Source organism: Streptococcus sp. FDAARGOS_192, from assembly GCF_002073815.2.
Taxonomy (GTDB): Bacteria; Bacillota; Bacilli; order Lactobacillales; family Streptococcaceae; genus Streptococcus; species Streptococcus salivarius_H.
In genome coordinates this window covers 250,618-269,543 of sequence record NZ_CP020431.2, presented here as the reverse complement: position 1 = coordinate 269,543, position 18,926 = coordinate 250,618, and the positions used below count along the sequence as shown (strand labels likewise).

19 protein-coding genes and 2 pseudogenes are annotated in these 18,926 nt (G+C 38.9%); 3 read left to right on the top strand and 18 right to left on the bottom strand.

What is annotated here, in order from left to right; all coding sequences use genetic code 11:
• Nucleotides 1-340: 340 nt before the first annotated feature.
• The 11 genes and pseudogenes from A6J31_RS02370 to rlmD all read right to left on the bottom strand — a co-directional run bounded on the left by A6J31_RS02370 (nucleotide 341) and on the right by rlmD (nucleotide 9,488).
• On the bottom strand, nucleotides 341-832 hold the full coding sequence (locus A6J31_RS02370; RefSeq protein ID WP_070673939.1) for a nucleotidyltransferase: 492 nt from the start codon (nucleotides 830-832) through the stop codon (nucleotides 341-343).
• A gap of 88 nt (nucleotides 833-920) precedes the next feature.
• Nucleotides 921-1,673 carry a CPBP family intramembrane glutamic endopeptidase gene (locus A6J31_RS02365; protein ID WP_080610376.1) on the bottom strand — a complete coding sequence of 251 codons (753 nt, stop codon included), beginning with the start codon at nucleotides 1,671-1,673 and terminating at the stop codon, nucleotides 921-923.
• 167 nt (nucleotides 1,674-1,840) lie between these two features.
• Nucleotides 1,841-2,182 carry a GntR family transcriptional regulator gene (locus tag A6J31_RS02360; RefSeq protein ID WP_002890488.1) on the bottom strand — a complete coding sequence of 114 codons (342 nt, stop codon included), beginning with the start codon at nucleotides 2,180-2,182 and terminating at the stop codon, nucleotides 1,841-1,843.
• Nucleotides 2,179-2,400, bottom strand: a complete 222-nt coding sequence (locus A6J31_RS02355) for a DUF1648 domain-containing protein (protein WP_002890487.1) — start codon at nucleotides 2,398-2,400, stop codon at nucleotides 2,179-2,181. The genes A6J31_RS02360 and A6J31_RS02355 overlap by 4 nt, the downstream gene beginning before the upstream one ends.
• 18 nt (nucleotides 2,401-2,418) lie before the next feature.
• Nucleotides 2,419-3,978, bottom strand: a complete 1,560-nt coding sequence (locus tag A6J31_RS02350; protein ID WP_080610375.1) for a putative ABC transporter permease subunit — start codon at nucleotides 3,976-3,978, stop codon at nucleotides 2,419-2,421.
• Nucleotides 3,971-4,681 (bottom strand): ABC transporter ATP-binding protein, encoded by a 711-nt coding sequence (locus A6J31_RS02345; RefSeq protein ID WP_002890485.1) that lies wholly within the window; start codon nucleotides 4,679-4,681, stop codon nucleotides 3,971-3,973. The genes A6J31_RS02350 and A6J31_RS02345 overlap by 8 nt, the downstream gene beginning before the upstream one ends.
• Nucleotides 4,682-4,789: 108 nt before the next feature.
• Nucleotides 4,790-5,407, bottom strand: coding sequence for a TetR/AcrR family transcriptional regulator (locus A6J31_RS02340; protein ID WP_002890483.1), 618 nt, complete (start codon nucleotides 5,405-5,407; stop codon nucleotides 4,790-4,792).
• Nucleotides 5,408-5,542: 135 nt separating this feature from the next.
• A pseudogene (locus A6J31_RS02335) lies at nucleotides 5,543-6,672 on the bottom strand (IS3 family transposase).
• Nucleotides 6,673-6,971: 299 nt separating this feature from the next.
• Nucleotides 6,972-7,592, bottom strand: a complete 621-nt coding sequence (locus A6J31_RS02330) for a class I SAM-dependent methyltransferase (protein ID WP_002890480.1) — start codon at nucleotides 7,590-7,592, stop codon at nucleotides 6,972-6,974.
• A 150-nt stretch (nucleotides 7,593-7,742) separates the two neighbouring features.
• Nucleotides 7,743-8,063: pseudogene (locus A6J31_RS11720) on the bottom strand (23S rRNA (uracil-5-)-methyltransferase RumA); the annotation flags it as partial.
• Between the two features lie 66 nt (nucleotides 8,064-8,129).
• The gene (rlmD, locus tag A6J31_RS02320) at nucleotides 8,130-9,488 is read right to left on the bottom strand and encodes a 23S rRNA (uracil(1939)-C(5))-methyltransferase RlmD (protein WP_080610374.1); all 1,359 of its coding nucleotides are present in this window, start codon (nucleotides 9,486-9,488) and stop codon (nucleotides 8,130-8,132) included.
• 213 nt (nucleotides 9,489-9,701) lie between these two features.
• Between rlmD and A6J31_RS02315 the strand changes: the two genes are divergently transcribed.
• The 3 genes from A6J31_RS02315 to A6J31_RS02305 are packed head-to-tail and all read left to right on the top strand — an operon-like array spanning nucleotide 9,702 to nucleotide 12,289.
• Complete coding sequence (locus tag A6J31_RS02315; protein WP_002885920.1) at nucleotides 9,702-10,250, top strand: carboxymuconolactone decarboxylase family protein; 549 nt, start codon at nucleotides 9,702-9,704, stop codon at nucleotides 10,248-10,250.
• A 46-nt stretch (nucleotides 10,251-10,296) separates the two neighbouring features.
• Nucleotides 10,297-11,361, top strand: a complete 1,065-nt coding sequence (locus A6J31_RS02310; protein ID WP_080610373.1) for an acyl-CoA dehydrogenase family protein — start codon at nucleotides 10,297-10,299, stop codon at nucleotides 11,359-11,361.
• A 16-nt stretch (nucleotides 11,362-11,377) separates the two neighbouring features.
• Nucleotides 11,378-12,289, top strand: a complete 912-nt coding sequence (locus A6J31_RS02305) for an ethanolamine utilization protein EutJ (protein ID WP_225791576.1) — start codon at nucleotides 11,378-11,380, stop codon at nucleotides 12,287-12,289.
• Nucleotides 12,290-12,331: 42 nt separating this feature from the next.
• Here A6J31_RS02305 and A6J31_RS02300 read toward each other — a convergent pair whose 3' ends face one another.
• The 7 genes from A6J31_RS02300 to A6J31_RS02270 all read right to left on the bottom strand — a co-directional run bounded on the left by A6J31_RS02300 (nucleotide 12,332) and on the right by A6J31_RS02270 (nucleotide 18,922).
• Nucleotides 12,332-13,753: an LCP family protein gene (locus tag A6J31_RS02300; RefSeq protein ID WP_080610372.1), complete on the bottom strand. Its 1,422-nt coding sequence runs from the start codon at nucleotides 13,751-13,753 to the stop codon at nucleotides 12,332-12,334.
• 11 nt (nucleotides 13,754-13,764) lie between these two features.
• Nucleotides 13,765-14,589: a prephenate dehydratase gene (gene pheA / locus A6J31_RS02295; protein ID WP_022496018.1), complete on the bottom strand. Its 825-nt coding sequence runs from the start codon at nucleotides 14,587-14,589 to the stop codon at nucleotides 13,765-13,767.
• Nucleotides 14,580-15,071, bottom strand: a complete 492-nt coding sequence (locus A6J31_RS02290) for a shikimate kinase (RefSeq protein ID WP_080610371.1) — start codon at nucleotides 15,069-15,071, stop codon at nucleotides 14,580-14,582. Before A6J31_RS02290 ends, pheA begins: the two co-directional genes overlap by 10 nt.
• The gene (aroA, locus tag A6J31_RS02285; protein WP_080610370.1) at nucleotides 15,064-16,347 is read right to left on the bottom strand and encodes a 3-phosphoshikimate 1-carboxyvinyltransferase; all 1,284 of its coding nucleotides are present in this window, start codon (nucleotides 16,345-16,347) and stop codon (nucleotides 15,064-15,066) included. Before aroA ends, A6J31_RS02290 begins: the two co-directional genes overlap by 8 nt.
• A gap of 80 nt (nucleotides 16,348-16,427) precedes the next feature.
• Entirely contained in the window at nucleotides 16,428-17,378 is a 951-nt protein-coding gene (locus A6J31_RS02280; protein WP_080610369.1) for an L-lactate dehydrogenase, read from the bottom strand.
• 89 nt (nucleotides 17,379-17,467) lie between these two features.
• A complete protein-coding gene (locus tag A6J31_RS02275) occupies nucleotides 17,468-17,806 on the bottom strand; it encodes a YlbF/YmcA family competence regulator (RefSeq protein ID WP_002890462.1) in 339 nt (112 codons plus the stop codon).
• A 9-nt stretch (nucleotides 17,807-17,815) separates the two neighbouring features.
• Nucleotides 17,816-18,922: a prephenate dehydrogenase gene (locus A6J31_RS02270; protein ID WP_080610368.1), complete on the bottom strand. Its 1,107-nt coding sequence runs from the start codon at nucleotides 18,920-18,922 to the stop codon at nucleotides 17,816-17,818.
• Nucleotides 18,923-18,926 lie beyond the last annotated feature (4 nt).

The window sequence follows — 18,926 nt, the reverse complement described above, 5'->3', positions numbered from 1 at the left end:
ATCACACTTCACCTTACTCGTTTTCTTGGGTGTACAATTCATGGGCCGAACATCTATTTCTACTTCGCTGATGCCTCAGCTCTCACAAGCAATGCCACACACTCAACGTGTGGTAATATTCTGCTTTTATACTAATAAACAAAAGGCAATGAAAATCATTTTAAAATGATACTGTAGAATGGAAAGATTATCACCACTTCCAAAAGAAACGACATCCATTCTATAATTTAAATTCCTTTTCTTTACTAATTCTATTACTAGCCAATATAGTACAAATTAAATAACCAATAAAAATAACATAGCAGCCAGTCTTACAACTTACTACTTTTCATATGATAATTTACAAATGTTTTTCCAGCCACTCGATCTTTTTAAAATCCTTATTGTTATTTTGTTCATTTCGATAGGAGTCTTGAGAAGAGGCTTTGTAAATACTTAGATACTGCTCCAGACTTGGAAGACGAAAAGTGATGCCTTCAATGTGAATAAGCTCTATATCCGATTCCGAAACTCCTGCAAAATCAAGTAAGGAATCGATACTTCCAAATTCAACAGTCACTCGATCCTTTTGGAATTCATGCTCATGAATATCTATTAAGACGTAGCCTAAGTCTTTCATCTCTTTCATTATCTTGTCCCAGTCATAAATTCTGATATGATCAGGCGCTTCCCAACCTCTAGGGTCACCAGGCACATGAATGTCAATGTCAGACGGCACCCAATTTTCTTTCGTTCTAAACTCCAATCCCAAAGAACCCATCAGTGTCGGTGTAATTCCGACTCGATTTAAATGGAAACAAATGGTTTTAAATTCTTCAAATAAGAGACTCATGTATACTCTAAACCTTTCATCTAAATGTTCGTTATTTCTACTTTATTCCCTTGAACAAAATCATCTTCATTTTCTAGAGTATATCCAGCTATTTTGGATACAAACTCTTTTCCTTACTAATTCTATTACTAGCCAATATCGTATAAATCAAATAACCAATAAAAATGATAATAAAAATAACATTAATTTTTAACACAAAATAGAGATTTAACAAATTTGCAAACGCATGAAATAATAGACAGTACCCCACAGATTTGGTTTGACGATAAAGAAGCCCTAAAACAAAACTTAAAAATAATGTATATATAAAAAATAAAATAAAAGGAAATCCTTGATGACTTTCTCCCACTATAAACCATAAAGGCAGATGCCAAATTCCCCAAATTGATCCTACAATCAAATTAGATTGCCAATACGTATATTTTTTATCAAGTAACGGTTGTAATATACCTCTCCATCCTAATTCTTCATGTCCACCACCAAAAAAAATTAATTGAATAAAGAATAGTGGCATCAGATAAAGTGATACTCCGTTTAATTCTAAGGAAGATACAGAAAATAGGATCAAAATTGCTAACATATGAATAATGAAATAAATACTACTATTTTCTCTCTTATGAAATACAAAATGTTTAAATTTTATATTATTACTTTTCAAATAAGACCCACTTGCAATAGCTGGTCCAAGAGCACCAACTATATGTAATATTCTCCCTATAAAAGTCTCTAATCCCAAAATATGAGATTGTGTAAATATGGCAAGAAGTCCCCAAGCTATATAAGTAATTCCAAATGTAAAATAAAGATAATTTTTTAAATTCTTTTTATCAATTTCTGTCATTTATCTTCCTTATCTTGATTACTTTATGAATAATTTTTTACTGCTTCTAAGTTGCTCTCGATGTATAACTAGCTATATTCTATCACAAAAATGCAAGAAAAAGCCTTGAAATCAAGGCTTTTCTATACTTTCACAAATAATCCTAATAAATTTCCATTCAACTTCTTCTAAGCATCTTTTCTAAAAAATAAATTGACAATCTCATCTTCTGAAAAGCCTAGCTCACCAAGTTTTTCAAACAAAATTTTAACTAGCTTGTTAGATTCTTGATATCTTATCTCTTTTATTTCTTGCTCGCTTGCTATGACAAAATATCCTAATGTTCCACAGCTAGTAACCAAATTCTGTTCTTCGAGAACTTTCATTGCTTTTTGGACAGTTGCCGGATTACACTTCTCGTTTTCTGCTAATCTCCTTATTGAAGGAATTTGTTGTTCAGGTGCATAATCACCTCTTAAAATCTTCGTTCTTAATTTTGATGCAATTTGTAAATATAGATGGTGTTTCATTTAATCTTTTTATTATCACTTTCCCTAACAAACTTCCAATATGCAGAATAAGGGATGACTGTAGCTAGTAGAAGATAGTATTTATTTGCAAACATATCTGCTACTCCTTTTGCATTGAAATGAATAGGAACTTTCTCAGGGAGAAACCCACAAATAATGACTATGATGACCATCATTCCCAACAAAACCAAAATATCTTTTAACAGTCTATTTTTCATCTTATTTTCCTCCTTTAACTAGATAAAATTTAACTTGGTCATTTTTATATAAACTCTAAACGAAATAGCCAGTAAAATTACTGATACTGCTTGCAAAACAAATATAATTGGAAGATTAAAAAACCAATTAAGCAAAATAGGCGTAATAAGCGTAATCATACTAATAATTCCAGTTACAATAACAGGAAGACTTTGTTTGACAACTATCATCTCACTGTCCCAATCATAGTTGGGATATTTTTTATTTAATGAAATTCCGATTACCATTATAAAAAGGGAGTAACATATAGGAACAATAACTAGATTCATAACTTGAATAGGACTCATATCAAGTTTCAGCATAAATACAGATACAGAAATCATATATCCAATCAAATGAAGTGTAAGGTTGACAGCTATCTTAGCATTTAAAATCGTTTTCACTTCAACTGGAGAACTTTTCAAAATCCAAATATTTTTACCTTCTAAAGATATAGATGAAGCTGCTGGACAACTGAGTGAAAGCATAGATGCAATAAAGACGGGAGCTAAGTTTGAAAGATACTCATTTATATTTTCAATTCCTGCTGAATTTCCTATTTGACCGACAGAATTAAACAGGAAACATATACTAAAGACACATAAAAGAATCACTCCAAGCCCAGCATTCAAGACTGCCATATAAGAACTTAAAAATCGTCCAAGCTCTTTTTGATACAAGGCAAAAAATACCGATTTTCTTTCATAAGATACTTTGTCATTAGCATATCTTGATTTTGTATTAGCAAGTGTATTAAGTAGTCCATACTTCAACGAAGCAATTTTGACAAATAGATAAAAAACGACTATTGAAAGAACTATATAAAATCCCATCCCATAGTACATTGGAAAATTGTAGTATGACATAAATAGTCTAGAAATTGGATACAGTCCAGTAATTTGCTTAGCTAGAGTAACCCCAATACTACTTTCATCACCTGATTGCATAGCTGATAATGCAAAATATCCAATTATACCTAGCATCGCAAATGAAAAAATAAGAGAGATAACATTTTTCCTTTTAAAAAAAGATGAAGCGACAACAATAATGATACCCATGCATGCCGCTATACACATGGGGATCAAAGGGGCAAAAATTATAGAAGTAAAATACAATATAATCTGTAGGAGGTTTAAACTTCCGTTCAAGCCCCATACAATTCCACCCGGAAGCATAAACATCAAGCCTATTAAAAAATTCAATAAGTACATAAACATGAACTTGCTGGTGATAATATACGAACTTTTAACAGGTAAGGATTGGAGAATTTCCATATCTCGACTGCCAAATAAAATGCCATTCGAATAAAATACTGTCAAAAATAATATTGAAAAACTTGAGACAGATACCATATATGCTGGAATCAAGTTCTGCTGTCCGACGTGTACCAATGTTTTCGCTGTTATTATATTATAAACAAAGCAAAATAAGGAAAGAGTTATTATGCCAAAACTCGCAATAGCCATTGAACTTTGTTTTTTATTTCGTGAATCTCTAATCTCGTTAATAGGAAAGAAATTAATCAATTGCGCTTTAAGCAGTATCCAAATGTTACTCATTGTTCTGCACCTCCATGAAAAATGCCTCCAATGATTCATCACCTTTGACGTCTCCTGTATTGCCACTTGCAATTAACTTTCCATTTTTGATAATGGCAATCTTATTACATAATTTTTCCGCAACATCCAATACATGGGTTGAAAAGAAAATAGCACCTCCATCTGAAACACACTCATGCATAATTTTCTTTAGTAGGAAAGTTGCTTTGGGATCTAGCCCAACAAAAGGTTCATCTAAAATCAACAGTTTGGGAGAATGTACAAGTGCAGAAATAATGGCTGTTCGTTGCTTCATTCCATGTGAATATGAAGAAATAATCCCCGAAAGATGATCAGTCATATCAAATAAATCACCGTATTTTTGTATTCTCTCCTTGCGTATTTTTGTAGGAATTTCAAACAAGTCAGCAATAAAATTAATATATTGAAGTCCTGTCATATGTTCATACAAATCTGGATTATCTGGGATATACGCCATCATTTTTTTACAAATAACAGGTTCTTCTTTAATAGAATGACCGTTGATAATTATACTTCCGTCTTCAAAATCATGGATACCGACAACTGCCTTTATCGTTGTCGTTTTGCCTGCACCATTTGCTCCAATAAAACCATAAATATCTCCAGGCTGTACTGAAATAGATAGGTTATCCACAACCTTCTTGTCCCCATAACTTTTACTAAAATTCTTTATCTCTAACATATTTTCACCTCTATTGACAATTTGTCAGTTATATTTTGAAATAATACCGATAGCTTGTTTTGATTTAGCTATCGGTACATAGTTCTCTTTACAAACATTCTATTTTTTTTAATTGCTAAAGAGTCCTTTTGTATTTAGATTTTGTTCCAGCATTATCTTAAATGCATTCAAGTAATCTTTGACAGGTTCTTTCTTTGAAGTTTTTATACCTATGTTATTTGAAACAAAAACATAGGCTGTCATCAGAAATTCTGCTGTTTCTGATGGATATTTTACAGAAAATACTTTTTCTGAGATGCCTTGATTTATTATCCTCTCAAAATATATAGTCAGTTTTTCAATGAGCTTATGGGATAACTTATCTAACATATAACGATTCTCTTCAAGATCAACCGTCTTTTGTAACTCAGTTCCCTCCGCTGAAACGTTATCTGTAGAGATTATTGTGGCATCTATAAAGGCTCTTATTTTTTCAATAGCAGTTTTATCCTCATCATAGACAATCACATGAATATCTCTCAGTAATTTCTCTGAATAACGTTCAACAAGACAATATAGAATATCTTCTTTATTCTTAAAATGATAATATAACAAACCTCGTGATATATTTACTTTATCAACTATATCCTGAGTTGTTGTGTTCGTATATCCTTTCTCCATAAAGAGGAGCATAGCAGCATCCATAATCTCTGCCCGTCGAATTTCCGGATCTTTTACATCTCGCATTTTATCCCTCCTGATTATAAGTTATACTACTTTACTGACAAACTGTCAATTAAAAAATTATAGTTTTGAAACCAGTAAAAAAGCCCTGTCACCAAGGGGCACTGCACCCCAATAATGGGACAAGAGAAAAACCTCTTATGCGACTAGTTTTCTGTACTCTACAGGAGACTGGTCATTTAATTTCTGTTGAATTCTAGTTTCATTATAAAATATGATGTAATTTTTAACAATATCTGTTATACTATCTTTAGTTAGGTTTCTCCACTTATGGAGATAGAAGGGTTTCAGACTTGAGAACAGAATGGAACCATTCGATACAGGCATTATCTGCTGGTGTTCCTTTTCGGGACATGGAGCGGGTGATGCCTTTTTCTGTACAAGCCTGATAGTAGGCTTTTGAGGTGTAGACAGAGCCCTGGTCGCTGTGTAAAAGTGCTCCTTGAGGTAGCTCAAGTTGATTAAGTGTGTCGAGCACGAAGTCCGTATCTTGGCACTCGGAGATGGTATAAGCTACAATTTCACGATTATAGAGATCCATGATCGAAGATAGATAAAGTCTACAGTTTTCAAAATAGAGGTAGGTGATGTCTGTGACAAGTTTCTCCATAGGCTTGTCTGCCTGGAAATCACGATCCAGCTTATTGTCTGTTACATGGTAAGGCTTCCCTAATTTAGGTCCCTTCTTGGGACGAACACGGCAAAGGCAGCCCTTTTCCTTCATGATGCGATAGACTTTCTTGCGATTAACGACGAGCTTATACACTTTTTTGAGCAAGCGAGTAATAGTTCGATAGCCGTAAATAAAGTGATTTTTCATACAGAGTTGTTCGATTTTATCTGCTATTTCATCTCTTTTCTGAGAATTCTTACACTCCTGTTTCCAGCGGTAAAAGGTTGAGCGTTTGACGCCGAAACATTCTAAAATAATCGATACAGGGAACGTTTTCTTATACTCTTCCACTAGCTTGATAAGACTTACTTTGTCGATTCTCTTACCAAGCTCTGATACTTTTTTAGTAATTCTACCTGCAAACGTAACTGTTCTACTTTGGATAACTGTTTCATCCCTTTACCATAAGTATATTGTTTCCCCACAGGTTGGTGGAAACGGTACAATTCATCATTCTGATACCATTGCCACCAAGTCTTGACCTGACTAACATTTTGATGCCGAGGGTGTCCATGATAACTTTATTTGATTTACCTGCCTTCTTCATTTCGATACAGGCTAGCTTAGTTTCTACTGAATATGCTTTTTTGACCATAACAAAACACTCCTGTTTCTAGTTTACCAGATTTCAACAGGAGTGTTTTCTTTTGTCTCATTTTATGGGTGCAGTGCCCAATTTTCTTCAGTCTTTTTCTTTTACTAGAAAAAGAGAAAAACTCTTAAGAATAGCGCTAAAACAGCATTCCTAAGAGTTTTCGCTAAGTGGTACCCAACCGACAAAATGACAATTTTTCTATTCCTAGTAGGGTTTGTCTACGTTCTGAGACGATAGTTTTTCTATCGCCTTTGGTTACCATTTTGATGAAATTTTTTAAATCATAAGAATAGAATCTGTTAAGCCACTTTTTGAGCAATCATCACACCAATCGGTGCAAGACCTCCATGTGCCAATTTCATTTCAACTACTGAAAATCCATATTCTTTAATAAAATCTTCAAATTCCTTTTTATCCCATTCTTGATACATCTTAAATCCTAAAATAGACATCAAACTTTTTATCATTTTTCTTTGTTTTCCCTCTTTCCATAGAAAAGTGGGGGCGAACAAAGTCCCATTAGGTTTTAACACCCTATATATTTCTTTCATCGCCTCATCCGGTTTAGGCATAATATGAAGTGCATTAGCAATTAACACACAATCAAATTTTTCATGCGAATAGGATAATGCTACTGCATCGGCTGTTTCAAATGTAAGATTTTCGTATTCCCCACGCTTTTTAGCTTCCTTAATCATTTGTTCGGAAAAATCTGTGCCAATCCAACTTTTCGTATGCTTTGAAAGATTAAACGATAATTGTCCTGAGCCACAAGCAAGTTCAAGCACCTCCATGTCTTTATTCAAATGAGGACGAATGTATTCGCAAACTTTATCATATACTCCTTTGTCTTTTTTCATGAAAGGAGCATATAGCTTAGCAAATTTATCCCAAAATTTTTTATTGCTTTTATCAATCATTTCAACGCTCCTTTAAATATAAAAATGATCCTATCAATCTTTATATTGAGCCTATTTTCTCATTGATACCTTGCAAGAAAGGAATAATAGCTGTTCCTATACCAAGTAGGAATGTCATAAATGCAGAAAGTCATATGCTGTCATTCTTTTCTATTCAATCATTTTGAAGTGTCTCAAGGCATCCATGATAGCTTCTTCTTTTTCAGGTGTACACTGTGGAATAATTTGTTTCTCCTTTTTAGACTTGTTGTAATGTTCTCGTAATTCTATTCCACATTTCCTTTTTATCTGTGCAATATATAATGTCGGAACTTATAATTCAAATTTATTCCAAACATATTCTTTGATTTGAGCATATGTTGCCTTACTTTCAGCACTGGTCAAATCAAGCTCATCCAGCTCAATTTCAACGTCTATATGCTTATCGACATCGAGTTTGGACAAAAGTGATACTGCCTCAACATGATGCGTCTGTGGGAGTTCAAAGCTCCAGTGGAGCTTTGAAGCATCTCGCCTTGAAATGTAAAAGCGAGATGTTTAACTGCGTTTTACCAATAAACTCACACACTCTACATGATGCGTTTGCGGAAAAAGATCCACTGGCTGTACTTTTTTCAATTCATAGCCCAATTCTTGATAGCGTTTGATATCACGCGCCATGGTTGCTGGGTTACATGAGACGTAGGTAATCTTCTCAGGTTGCATGGCGACGCTGGCTTTGATGAAGCTTTCTGTCAAGCCCTTGCGTGGTGGGTCCACAATGATAATATCTGGTTTGATGCCATCCTTGCTCCACTTGGCCATGGTATTTTCAGCTGAGTCAGCCACATAGTGGGCATTTGTAATGCCGTTGCGTTCTGCATTTTTCTTGGCATCTTCGACGGCTGTTTCGATGACTTCAACGCCGTAGACTTCCTTGACCTGTTTTGCAAATGACAAACCGATTGTCCCGATTCCTGAATAGGCATCAATTACAATGCTGTCGCTGTTTAGATCTGAGAAGTCAATGGCTGTTTGATAGAGTTTTTCAGCCATCTCGGTGTTAACCTGATAGAATGACTGGGCAGAAATCTCATAGTCATTGCCCAACATACTATCTGTAATGGTATCTTGACCAAAAAGGGTACGGAACTCCTTACCAAAGATGGCGTTAGTGTTCTTATCGTTGATGTTTTGGATGATAGAAACGACATTTGGGAAGGCTTCTGTAATTTTAGCAATGATTTGATCAATACGGAAAATTTTTGGTCTAGTCGTTACAAAGACCAACATCATCTGACCTGAATAATGGCCACGACGGACCACCAAATGACGAATCAACCCTGTCTGCTCCTTCTCGTCATAAGGTTTGAGGTCATAGCGACGGAGAAGGTCACGGACAAAGACAATGAGTTTATCAATTTCCTTGTCTTGGATGAGAAAATCTTCAATTGGAATCAAGTCGTGCGAATTCTTGCGGTAGAAACCTGTTTCAAGCTGACCTTTAACACGGCGAACGGGTACCTGCGCCTTGTTACGGTAGGCGTAAGGAGTCTCCATTCCCAATGTTTCAGCGACTTCTACGTCTGAGATACCTGCTGTCTTATAGAGGTTGCCCACAACTTGTTTACGCTTGAACTTGAGCTGCTCCTCGTAGGTCATATGGCCAAAATCAGCAATCCCTGAACGTAGATAGGTCGCATCAATGTCCTGATTACGGTTTGGTGAAAGGGTCACATACTCTTCAACCTTACCAAAGCCGATATTTTTCTTGAGCTTAAGCACGCGCATCTTGATGACTTCACCTGGTAGGGCATTATCCACGAAAAAGACAAAGCCATCCACCTTGGCAACGCCTGCTCCTTCATGTGTCAAATCGACAATTTCAACTTCTACAATATCGTTTTTATTTAACATAATTCAACTTTCTTTACTCTTATAGGGCTTAAACATATCTTCTAAAGCCTTTTACTACCCTCCATTATAGCACATATAAATCAAATTTATGGCTGGCCATAAATAATATAGATTTTTCAGAAAAGTCATACAGTGCTATCATAGGTCCATGACAAAAAATTAAACGACTCAGCAACTTAGCTAGATGTCGTTTCTATATAAAGGAGAATAATCATGCCAGATATTACCATTCATACAATCGAAACTGCACCAGAAGAAGTCAAAGACGTCCTTCAAACAGTTAAAGATGCCAATGGGGGATACATTCCAAATTTGATTGGTCTCCTTGCTAATGCGCCAACTGCGCTTGAAACTTACCGTACTGTCGGTGAAATCAACCGTCGCAATTCATTGACACCAACTGAACGTGAGGTTGTACAAATTACAGCTGCTGTTACTAACGGCTGCGCCTTCTGTGTGGCAGGTCACACAGCCTTTTCAATCAAACAAATCCAAATGACACCTCAACTCTTGGAAGCTCTTCGTAACCGTACACCAATCGAAGACGATCCAAAACTTGATACCCTTGCTAAATTTACTATTGCCGTGATTAATACTAAAGGTGCTGTTGGTGACGAAGCCTACAATGACTTCTTGGAAGCTGGCTACACTGCTCAAAATGCCCTTGACGTTATCTTGGGTGTCAGCCTTGCTAGCTTGTGTAACTACGCTAACAATCTCGCACAAACACCGATTAACCCTGAACTTCAAGAATTCGCTTAATGCAAAGATAAACTGATAAAGATAAACTAGAGGAGGACCTAAGCCTATGTCACATTTTTCAAAAGAATTCCTTACTTGGTTGGACACCAACGCTGACCATATTGACCAAGAGTCTGGACCAATTGCGGACCAACTTCTTGAAAAAATTGCTGAAAACGACGTCTTTAAAATCGGCGTACCTGCTGAGTTTGATGGCCTAGGTGGTGGTCCTACTCAAGTTGTTGATGTGCTTAATGAATTGGCACAACACTCTTTGACAGCTTCCTTTATTTCTTGGGGACACCGTACTTTCATCGAGTATATCCTTGCGAGTGACAATGCTTACCCTCGTGAAACATGGTTGAAAGAATTGTATACCGGTGAGCGTGCTGGTGGCACTGGCTTGTCAAATGCGGTCAAATTCTTGTCAGATATTGAAGAATTGAATGTTACCATCAGTCAAGAAGGTGATGACTACTATCTCGATGGTCGTTTGCCTTGGGTAACTAACCTACGTTCTGATAAATTCGCTGCTCTCTTTGCTGCTGATTTTAAAGACGGTAGCCAACCTTGGATTATCACTATTCCATCTGAAGCTGAAGGCCTCAGCCGTTCTGAAGATTTGGAATTTGTTTCCCTTCAAGGTGCTAACACTGCCTCTCTTACTTTCGATCACGTTAAGTTAGATCCTAATTGGGTCCTTTCAAAAGAAGGTACGGACTATATTGCCAAAACACGTCCGAACTTCCTTGGTTTCCAATTTGGTCTTGCCTTTGGTTTGGCCAAACGTTCTCTTGATGAGGTTGAAGCTAGTCTAAACAGTAACCGTAGTGTTCTTCGTGAAGAATTTGAAGCTACACGTGGAAATCTTCTTGCTATCCAAGACCAACTCTTTGCAGGTCTTAATGATGCCGATTATTTCATTGACAAACCACGTGAACTTTTCCAATTGCGTATCGATATTGTCGACGTCGTAGCCAACAGCCTACTCCTCGAACTTCAGGCTAGTGGTGGTCGTGGCTATTTGAAAGAATCAGAGTCAAGCTTTATCCGTCGTTGGAATGAAGGTGTCTTCCTTCCAATTGTATCTCCGAGTGCGGTGCAGCTTCGTCACATTCTTGCAGCTAGCTAGAAAGGCCGGTGGACCAATGAAGGTATTTTTTAAGAAAATTCCCTTGGCCCTATCTAGTCTAGTTCTTGCCCTCTTTAGTTTATCCAATCAAATAAGCCACTATGCCCTGATTGCTCAGGGCATTTGGTCTCTGGCCAGTATCGGTTTTATACTTATACTAGGACGCTTGATTCTTGGCTTTGAACAAATAAGAGAAGATTTGCGCAACCCAGTCGTTGCTTCGGCCTTTGCCAGCTTCTTTATGGCTGCCTTTCTCTTTGCCAGCCACCTCCCACTAGCTCAAACAGGATTAAGTGTGACTTGGGTTGGACTCCTTGGACTTTATATTGCCTATATTATTTTTTTCAGTCTGCGTTTTATGTGCCCACTATCTTTGAACCAAGTCTTTCCAAGCTGGTTCGTGGTCTATGTTGGCCCTGCTATCAGTCTTGTGACAGTACCGGCTAGTGTTCCAACTAGCATCAAGGGACTTATTCTGGGAGTAACGGGATTTGCGACTCTAGCCCTCTTTCCACTTGTTTTATGGAGAATGAGACAGATAGCCATACCTCACCTATATCGGCCTATACTTGCCATTTTAGCAGCACCTCTGGCCCTTCTCATTACCAGCTCAATCAAGAGTAATCAAAGACCTGCAACTATCATTTTACTTGCCCTACTTTTATTCTCACAAGCATTCTTTTTCTATGCTCTTAATCTCTTTGTAAAACTGGTTAGAAAAGGCTTTATACCACTTTTTGCTGCCTTTAGTTTCCCATTAGTCAATAGTACCAATGCTTTTAAAGCAGCTACCACCAGTCTGGGTTTAGTCAATCCAGCTACCCAATTGATTTATAAGGTAGAGTTCGTCATTATTCTTGTTATCATGACCTATTTGCTCTATCATTTTCTAAAACTTCTTATACATGGCGCTTATACAAACTCTTAACACCAAAAAAGAAGCAGGTTCAGTGTGAACCTGCTTCTTTTCTTATCTAAATCCTAGTTCTTTTAATTTTGCCTGATAAGTGTCAAAATCAATTTCAATCCCTTGACCGCCATACAAATCATAGCTATCAATCCAATCACCATCTGAAGGAATGGTTTGCGAATTGATCCCTTTTTTGAAACTACCGGCATTTGAAAGCCCCAAGTCCAACATGTCTGTCATACTCATATTGGTTGAGGTTAGAGAGTAAACCTTCCCCAAAGCCTCAGGCCCTTTGAAGAGGCTAAGTGGATTCTTAAGCTGCTTCATGACAGCCTGCATCACTTGTTGCTGGCGCTTGGTACGGCCATAATCTCCCTCATCATCCTTACGGAAACGGGCATAATTCAGAAGGGTGCGGCCATCCATATCTTGTTTACCAACTTTAATGGTTTGATTTGGCACGTGACCATTCTTGTCCATCTTCAAATCATCTGGAACTTGAACCGAAGACACTTTTTTACCATCAATAGTCGCAAACTTCGCATTGATTTCCACACCATTTGGGAAGAGGGTATCAACCCCTGTCGCAAAGGTTTCAAAGTCAACCATGGCATAGTACTTGATATCAATATCAAAGTTTCGTTTGAGCGTCTCACGCATGAGCTCTGCCCCTTGATGATTATTTTGCTCACCAATATTGAAGGCCGTATTGAGTTTCAAGTCCTGAGAATAGTCGGTTTCTGAAGCCCCCTTGATATTGACCAAGGTGTCTCGCATAAAGCTAACCATCTTAACCTTACCTTCTTTATTGCCCACATTGACCACCATAATGGAGTCTGTTCTGGCATCGGTAGATTCTTGGCTAACGCGCTGGTCAGAACCCAGAATAAGGATATTGACCCCATCCTTGGTATCCTTACCATTAAAGGTCTCAACTATGGCAGGCTGGTATGATTTACCATTATTACCCGCAGCAGAAAGGTCTGTTCCCTTGTAAAATTGATAAGCCATGGCTATCACTAGGAACACAACTCCTAGACTCAAGCAACTAAGTACTAGCTTGACAACCTTCTTGAGCCTTCTCTTTTTCTTTGGCCGCTTCTTCTGGGCTACTTGCGACTTGGACTTTGGAGCAGACGCTGTTGAAGGTGCTGCTTGTCTTTGAACCTTTTTGCGTTTAGGTTTACTTTGAGCAACTTCCTCTCGATAGATGGGTAGTCCTTCCTCAGTTAGCTGATTGGGAGCCTCATAATCACGCTCTTGATAGTAGTCATAACGATTGTCATAAGGCTGGCGCCACGCTGCTTGATAGTCCTCTCTTTGCGCTTGATACCTCCGCTCAGCTTCATAGGCATCTAACTTTCCTTGGAGATAATTGAATTCTGAAGCCTGCTGTCCATTCAGGTGAGCAAGATTTTTTAAAAGATAGCTGTAACGTAACCGTTCATGATGTGTAAACGGCCCATTGTTAGATTTGGTCATAAGATTTCCCTTTAAATTTCATAGACTTGGTAAGCACCCAAGATTTTATATCCAATTCCAACTGCAGTTAGCTCTTCAAGAGCGAACTGAGCCAACTTTTCCTTTGTATAATCACAATCAATAATGAAGAAATACTCGCCAAGTACCGTCTTCAACGGACGGCTTTCAATCTTGGTCAAGTCAATGCCTCGCCAGGCAAAGGTCGATAGGGCCTTGTAAAGTGCCCCTGGCATATTGTCAGGCAGGGTCAAAGCCAGCGTTAATTTACAATCAATCTGATTGAGCGGAATCTCAGGAACAGTGTTCCCCAGCACCCAAAAGCGGGTATAATTCTTTTCAATCTCCTGGATATCCTTAGCCAATATTTGTAGACCGTATTCCTTAGCAGCTGCATGTGGAGCAATTGCTGCATAAGGCTGATCTGGATTATCAGCGACAAAACGAGCCGCAAAGGCTGTACTTGCTGTTGTCTCAATCTTGGCATGTGGAAAATGCTGTTTAATATACTTTTTCCCTTGGGCAATGGCCTGCGGGTGTGAGAAGATTTTCTCAATTTTCTCATGATGTTTAGTGGCCATCAACTGCTGCTTGATGGGCTGAACAATCTCTGACACAGCACGAATATCGGCCTGATGAAAGAGATAGTCTAAACTCTCATGAACAGAGCCCTCAATGGAATTTTCCACCGGAATGACCGCGTAATCCACACGCCCCTCTTCATAAGACTTAATAACCTCAGTAATGGTACCTAATGAAACCAATTCTGCCTCAGGAAAAGCCTTTAAGGCTGCATTATGTGTAAACGACCCACTTGGGCCCAAATAACCTACATACATTTGATAAACCTTGCTACTTCTTCTGGCGTTCGGTTATCAACTGTGACAACCAAATCTGCTAAATCTTGATAGAGTGCCATTCGACCGTCGTAAATAACCTTAAAATCCTCTTTTGAATGATTGAGAAAGAGGGGACGTTGATTTTTGGTATCCTTTTCAATGCGATCATAGACCACATCGAAAGAAGCATGGAGCCAAACGTTATGCTTACGATTCTTGGCCAAGAGCTGACGATTACGCTCTGTTACAACGACACCACCTCCAGTAGAGATGATGACATCATCTCCCTCTTGAAGAAGTTCTTCCAAAGTCTCAGACTCAATCTGACGAAAGGCTGCCTCACCTTCTTTTGCAAAAAAATCAGCAATGGACATGCCGATTTTCTCCTCGATGACCTGATCCATATCCACGAAACGACCATCCAGGTATGGGGCGACGGAACTCTTACCAACTCCCATAAAGCCCAATAAAACTTTAGCCATTGAGCAATCCTTCCAAGTCACTAAAGAAGCTTGGGTAACTTGTATTGATAGCTTCCGCACGTTGCAAGTCAACCTCACCATCTTGAACCAAGAGGGCAGCAATAGCCGTCATCATACCAATACGGTGGTCACCAAAGGTATTGACCTCTGCTCCATGAAGAGCGGTCTTACCAGTGATAATCATACCATCCTCTGTTGGAACAATATCAGCCCCCATAGCATTCAAGGCATCTGCCACCACCTGAATACGGTCGGTCTCTTTGACCTTGAGTTCTTCAGCATCACGAATCACTGTCTTACCTTGGGCTTGCGTCGCCAAGAGTGTGATAATCGGAAGTTCATCAATCAAACGTGGAATGATATCGCCACCAATTTCAGTTCCTTTAAGTTCTGAAGTTTCAACCGTAATAGTCGCAGATTTGGCAACTTGGTCAATATCTGAAAGGGTAATCTTACCACCCATATCTTTGATCACATCAATGATACCCGTACGTGTCTCGTTGATGCCGACATTTTCCAAGACAATCTTAGAGTTAGGCACCACGAGTCCCGCTACCAACCAAAAGGCCGCTGAAGAAATGTCACCTGGAACCACGACTTCTTGAGCAGTAAAGCTTTGGCCACCAGAAATACGAATTTCCTTGCCATCTACTTGAAGCTGACCACCAAACTGCTGAATCATATCCTCTGTATGATTACGTGTTTTTTCCTTTTCAATGATGACAGATTCACCATCAGCTTGAAGAGCTGCAAAAATAAGGGCAGATTTTACCTGAGCAGAGGCAACTGGCAATTGGTAATGAATAGGCTTAAGAAACTTGCTACCGTGCATTTTCAATGGTGGCAAATCACGGTCTGTTTGACCTGAAACCTCTACACCCATCTGACGCAAGGGAATGGTCACACGGTCCATAGGACGTTTTGAAAGGGAATCATCTCCAAACATCTCTACATCGAAATCTTGACCTGCAAGCACACCTGAAATCAAGCGAATAGATGTCCCAGAGTTACCCATATCCAACTTGTTTTGAGGAGCCTTGAGACCATCAAAACCAACACCGTGAATGCGTACCACATCACCATCATCCTCGATAGTCACACCCAAATCACGGAAGACCTGCATAGTTGAGAGGACATCCTCACCTCGTAAAATATCACGAACAGTTGTCACACCTTTGGCAAGACTTCCGAACATGATAGAACGGTGACTGATTGACTTGTCACCAGGGATGCGCAAGCTGCCATGAAGACCTTGAGCCTTGGTTTCTAGTTTCATAGGTTACTCCTGAAAATTTTATAGTTACTCTCATTATACCATAATTGAAAGCCCAACCATAGACTGAATTGTCAAAATATTCACTCTCTAGTATTACCATACTTTTCTTTCAGAAAGGCAACCGCCTCTTGAACACGGTTCCGAATCAAGTTAGCAGACTCCTCCAAAAGACGATTTTCCTCAGCAGACAAAGACAAGTGAACGGGAGCAGCCACCCCTTGACGTCCCAAAATGACTGGATAGCCAAGATAGGTTTGATAGGCTTCTTGATAGCTTGATACTGCCACTTCTTCTTGAGCATCCGAAATGATAATAGACACCAAACGAAGAGCCGCACTGGCAATGCCGTAAGAAGTATAGCCCTTACCATAAAAGACTTTGTGGCCACCCTTCATGGAAGCCATAAAGAGATTTTGACGCTCTTCTTCACTGGTCAATTCTGTAATGTCTTGACCTTTGACCTTAACCTGACTCCAGGCTGTAAATTGGGAATTCCCATGTTCGCCAAGATTGTAGCCGGATACTGATTTGGGATTGACTGATAAATCGTCTCCTACCGCCGCCTTCATTCTAGACGTATCGAGTAGAGTTCCTGTCCCAATCACACGTTCTCTTGGCCAGCCTGTGAATTCCTGATAGAGGGCTGATACGGCATCTACAGGATTCGAGATAACCAAGAGTATGCCTTTAAAATCCAATTTTTTAAGCTCCTGAGAAACCTGATAAACGGCTTCTCGAGTAAATGGGAATTCAGCAAAGCGGTCCTCACCAGCATTATGCTGTAACTGAATGTTTCCAAGAGATGAAATAATCACATCAGCATCTTCAAGTGCCGTATAATCATTGACAACAATGTTTGCATAGCTAGGTAGATTTGCCACGGCATCCTTAAAATCCTGGGCATCTGCCTCGGCCTTCTTCTCATTGATATCTATAAAGACATAACTATCAGCCAAGCCTTGGGCAATTGCTCCATGAGCTACTGCAGCTCCAACGTTTCCCATACCAATAATTCCAATCTTACGACTCATCATTTTCCTCCTTAATGTCTCTAGTTTCTTCCTTAAACAATCTCTTTTGAATGCAGAAAAGGGCCTGTCAATTGACACACCCTCTCTGATTAACTATTCAATTCTTGCAAAGGTTTGAAGATGATACGTTCAATATCATTCAAATAAACAGACAAACCTTGTTGTGCAGCCAAGTATTCTTTCAAAAGGGCATTAGCTTCTACTTTTTGACCCAATTCTTGAACAGCTGCTTGTTCTTCTGCTGTTGGCATTGTTCCAGCTTGCATTTTAGCATAGAAATCCTCTTGGAAATCAGTAAACTCTTTGAAAAGAGCGCTAGCTTCAGCATCAGCTGCAATCGCTTCTTTTTTCTCTACCAAAGTTTTGTACTCAGGAAGGGCACGAATGCCACGTTCCAACTCATTTGCTAAATCATAAATATTTGTCATTTTATTCTCCTAGGCGATCACCACATGATAATCCGTATTGGCTTCAATAACAGTCTTAGCATGTGTGCGATCTTTTTCATTTTTAAAAGTAATTTGAAGAATACCGTGAATATCCTCACGATTTTCCTCATTAATACGAAGGTTAACCAAAGACGTTCCTCGTAACAATTCCATAATGCTAAGGATAACGTCTTCTCGGTCAGGCACATCCACGAAAATATCGAAGGCACTTTCCACGCCACCCTTTTTGTGAATTTCCATCTCTTTACGCTTCTTACGACCGTTGTCAAAGAACTCCCAAATGGCATTCTCATCTTCAGCCTTAATCAAGTCAGCCACATGGTCCAAACGTTTTTTGAAATCTTCAATACGATCCAAAACAGCTGGCCCATTGGTCATGAGAATGGAAGCCCACATGCCAGGTTCACTTTCTGCAATACGGGTCATATCTCGGAAGCCCCCAGCCGCAAAGTGATTGGTCATCTCGTGAGCCTGTGCGTAGTCAGCAGCTTGCTCCATAAGACCAGAAGCCAAAAGATGTGGAAAATGGCTGATTTGACTAGTTACACGGTCATGTTCAGCCGCATCAATCTCCACAAATCGTGACTTAAGCCCTGACAAGATGTCCTTAAGTTCAGGGATAGTTGTCTCTCTTGTTAGACTTGTCGGTGTGAAAATATAATAGGCATTTTCGAAAAGTGTCACGTCAGCTGCAATAGCACCTGATTTATGGGAACCAGCCATAGGGTGAGAACCTACAAACTGAACATTTTTACCTGTTAGGTAACGTTCGGCTGCCTCAACGATATCCAACTTAGTAGACCCTGCGTCTGTAATGATGACATTATCTTTGAGCTCCAAGTCAGCCAACTCCTTCAAGTAGGCCACAGTTTGCTTAATTGGCACTGCAAGGATAATAACATCCGCGAGGGGAGCAAATTCTTTGAAGTCACTTGTCGCACGATCAACAATCCCACGCTCAAGCGCAATATTTCGAGAATAGTCAGAGCGATTATATCCAAGAATCTCATAATCAGGGTGGTCCCTTTTAATCCCTAAGGCCAAGGAGCCACCAATCAAGCCCAATCCTGCGATATAAATAGTTTTCTTACTCATTACT